We start from the raw sequence: 3,519 nt of genomic DNA, 5'->3' as shown, positions 1-3,519 counted from the left end.
CAAAAAATGATACCGAAACGTGACCATATTTCGCTGTCCTGTACCAGGTACTGGCAGGATGGCAGGAAGGAGGAATGTCTGTGCCGAGAATGAGCAAGAAAAGAAAACAGGAATTGGCTTTTTTTCTCAATGAAAGAGGGCGGGTTGCCCACAATGACACCTGCCGGAAATGTGTTGGAGACTGCAAGCAGAGTTTCCGGACGGTGATTGTCTGTTGTCCCTGTTATGAATCCAAGCGAAGCCGTCGGCGGAAGATCAGACAGAAACAAAAGGATGGATGTGAAGAATAAAGATCAGATGGTATACATGACGGATCAGACCCAGATTCCGGTATATCTTCCTTATCCACGGTTTCTGCTGGGGATGGATCTGACTCAGACAGCCAAGGTCCTGTATGCTCTGTTGCTGGATCGGGCCAGTCTTTCCAGGAAGACAGGGTGGAAGGATGAGGAAGGCCACATTTTTGTGGTTTATCCCATTGCTTATCTGGCTGACGATCTTAGAAAGAGTCACATGACTGTAAAAAAGGCATTGAATGAACTGGAAGAAGCCGGACTTCTGGTGAGAAAAAAACAGGGATTTTCAAAACCGAATCTGCTGTATGTCAGAATCCCGGCAGAGGGAAAGAAAAGTTTCCCTGTGAAGGAAAGAAAAGTGTCCCTCAAAGGGAAAGAAAATGATACTTATGAGGGAAAGAAACCTGTCCCTGTGATGGATAGAAAAGTATCCCCTAATTACTTAAATAATAGTTACTTGATATATAGTCAAACAAATAAAGAGAGAGAAGCGCGCTCTGCCTATGGCGAATATCACAATGTGTTTCTCTCCGAAACAGAATATGGAGAATTGAAACAGGAGATCCGGGAATTAGACAGGCTGATCGAGGAACTGTCCAGTTATATGCGTTCCAGTGGAAAGCAATATGCTGATCATGCTGTTACCTTGAGAAGATGGGCAGAACGGTCAGTCCCGGTAAAAAACATTCCGGATTATACCTGCAGTGAGGAGGACAGTCTATGAACAAGATGGTAGAAGAAACAGTAAAGAACATGATTCAGCAGGGAGAAAGAACCGGGCAGGATTACATCGGAGAAGACGGGCTCCTGTATTGTGGACAATGCCATGAACCGAAGGAGGCTTATTTCAATCAGGAAAAAGTCGGAGTTTTGGGAATAAAAAAACATCCGCGTGAATGTAAGTGCCGGAGACAAAAGAGAAAAGAGGAGGAACAGTACCGGGAACAGCAGCGTCATGAAGCTGTAGTCAGAGAATTGAAGGAACATTGTTTCTCGGATAGATCCATGAAGGAATGGACATTTAAGAATGATAAGGGACTTTCCGAAAATACCGTGCTTGCAAAGCTTTATGTGAAAGACTGGGAAACAATGAAGGCGGAAAATATAGGATACCTCTTCTGGGGAGCAGTGGGAACCGGGAAAAGTTTTCTGGCGGGCTGTATTGCCAATGCACTGTTGGAACAGGAGATAGCAGTGCGCATGAACAATTTTGCGGAAGTGCTGAATGATCTGTCTGCTAATTTTTCAGAGAAGAACACATACATAAAAAATCTGTGCAGAGTTCCGTTGCTGATTCTGGATGATTTTGGAATGGAGCGGGGGACAGAGTACGGACTGGAACAGATCTATGCGGTGATCGATGGCAGATATCGGAGTGGGAAGCCCCTGATCGCGATGACCAATCTGACACTGCAGGAGTTAAAGAATCCGCAGGATACGGCGCATGCCAGGATTTATGACCGGCTGCTGGAGATGTGCGTGCCGGTTCAGTTTAAAGGGGAGAGTTTCCGGAAGCGTACGGCTCAGGAAAAGCTGGGACGGATGCAGAAAAGAGTAAAGGAGGAGATGAGGTAAATGAGACAGACAAAAGAAAGAGAGAGCAACTGCCGTCTGGCAGTGGATATTGAAGGTCTGGCCGCTATGCTTTCCTGCGGACAGATGACTGCAAGGAAGATTGCGGAAGATGCGGGAGCCCGGATCACCATCGGCCGCCTGGTATTGTACTCCGTACAGAAGGTAGAGAAATATCTGGAAGCAATAGCGGAATAGAGGAACACGGATGTGCGTGGGGTTGGTTTTGTGCTATACTTTTCATTGACAGGACAAGACCATTCCCCACAACAGGGAGGTGTGGAAATAGAGAAAGGAATGGTTTTGTGGCAAGAAAAGACAATAGAGGAAGAAATCTGAGGACCGGGGAATCCCAGCGCAAGGATGGACTCTATATGTACCGGTATAAAGATGAACGGACTGGCAGACGCCTGGCCGTTTACTCTCCGGATCTGGCTGAACTCAGGAAAAAAGAAAAAGAGATTGAGAAAGACCAGAGCGAAGGAATTATGACCGATACCCAATGCAAGAACATGACTCTCAATGACCTGTTTGAGATCCACATGGATACCAGAAAGCTGGCAGAGAGTACACAGGCCAATTACAGAAGGATGTGGAACAGTCTTGTGAGGAATGAACTCGGACAGATGAAAGTGGTACAGGTAAGACCATCTCATGTACGCCTGTTTTATTCCCGGTTGAGCAAACAGAAATATTCCCACAGTACCATCAAGTTTCTCCATAATATGATCTTACCGAGCTTTGAGGTGGCTGTAGATGATGATATCATCAGGAAGAATCCGGCCAAGAGAACACTGGGAGATTATGGAGAACCGGAAAAGAAACGCACCGCCCTGTCCTTTGACCAGCAGAAAAATCTGTTGAACTATGTTAAGAACAGTGAGGTATTTCATATCTATCTGCCGCTTTTGCAGGTGATGATCGGAACCGGGCTTCGCTGTGGAGAACTGATCGGTCTTACCTGGAAGGACGTGGATCTGAAGACCAGGACCGTATACGTGAATCATCAGCTGATCTATAAGAACTATGGAGACGGGTGTGATTTTCATGTGACCATGCCGAAGACAGAAGCCGGGATCCGGGAGATTCCCATGAGCAAGATGGTGGCAAAAGCCTTTGAGACCCAGAGACGGCTGAATTTTCAGATGGGGATTCCCAGGGATGTGAAAATCGAAGGGCTTTCGAATTTCGTATTCATGAGCAGGAGTGGACGCCCTATGATGCCGACTACCGTGAACTTTATTCTCCGGGATATTGTGAAGGCGTATAATGAGGAAGAAAATGAGCGGGCAAAGCGGGAGAGGAGAAAGCCGGAAGAGCTGCCTCATATTTCCGCCCACATTCTCAGACATACAGCCTGCACCCGAATGGCAGAGACGGATCTGGATATGAAGGTCGTTCAGTATGTGATGGGACATGCGAACATTAGTGTCACGATGGAAGTTTATAACCACATCACAGACCAGTCCAGGATTGAAAAAGAGATTGCAAAGATGGATTTGGTTCAGATCATGTGATGGAAACTTCTGTCCCGGCAATGGAGTTTTTAGGGGCATGATGGTGAAAAACATGAAAAAAATCGGATTTTTCTGCTTTTGATGGTGTAGTAAATTAACTCAGATTTCCTTGAATTTACAGGGGATTTTGGAGG

Annotated in this window: 4 protein-coding genes; all 4 read left to right on the top strand. The window is 46.1% G+C overall.

Annotated elements, in window-relative coordinates; all coding sequences use genetic code 11:
• The first annotated feature begins 225 nt into the window (after positions 1-225).
• The 4 genes from WJ238_RS00245 to WJ238_RS00230 all read left to right on the top strand — a co-directional run bounded on the left by WJ238_RS00245 (position 226) and on the right by WJ238_RS00230 (position 3,385).
• On the top strand, positions 226-1,020 hold the full coding sequence (locus WJ238_RS00245; RefSeq protein ID WP_337605835.1) for a replication initiator protein A: 795 nt from the start codon (positions 226-228) through the stop codon (positions 1,018-1,020).
• Positions 1,017-1,871, top strand: coding sequence for an ATP-binding protein (locus tag WJ238_RS00240; RefSeq protein WP_337605834.1), 855 nt, complete (start codon positions 1,017-1,019; stop codon positions 1,869-1,871). Before WJ238_RS00245 ends, WJ238_RS00240 begins: the two co-directional genes overlap by 4 nt.
• On the top strand, positions 1,872-2,066 hold the full coding sequence (locus WJ238_RS00235) for a DUF6462 family protein (RefSeq protein ID WP_337605833.1): 195 nt from the start codon (positions 1,872-1,874) through the stop codon (positions 2,064-2,066).
• 107 nt (positions 2,067-2,173) lie between these two features.
• Positions 2,174-3,385 carry a tyrosine-type recombinase/integrase gene (locus WJ238_RS00230; RefSeq protein WP_337605832.1) on the top strand — a complete coding sequence of 404 codons (1,212 nt, stop codon included), beginning with the start codon at positions 2,174-2,176 and terminating at the stop codon, positions 3,383-3,385.
• Positions 3,386-3,519 lie beyond the last annotated feature (134 nt).

Origin of the sequence: Claveliimonas sp., assembly GCF_037273965.1 — a bacterium.
GTDB lineage: Bacteria > Bacillota > Clostridia > Lachnospirales > Lachnospiraceae > Claveliimonas > Claveliimonas bilis.
This window is presented reverse-complemented; position numbering and strand designations above follow the sequence as displayed.

Bases quoted from the DNA above. Each gene is read 5' to 3' on its own strand.
- WJ238_RS00245 (WP_337605835.1), top strand. From the start codon at position 226: ATGAATCCAAGCGAAGCCGTCGGCGGAAGATCAGACAGAAACAAAAGG.
- WJ238_RS00240 (WP_337605834.1), top strand. From the start codon at position 1,017: ATGAACAAGATGGTAGAAGAAACAGTAAAGAACATGATTCAGCAGGGA.
- WJ238_RS00235 (WP_337605833.1), top strand. From the start codon at position 1,872: ATGAGACAGACAAAAGAAAGAGAGAGCAACTGCCGTCTGGCAGTGGAT.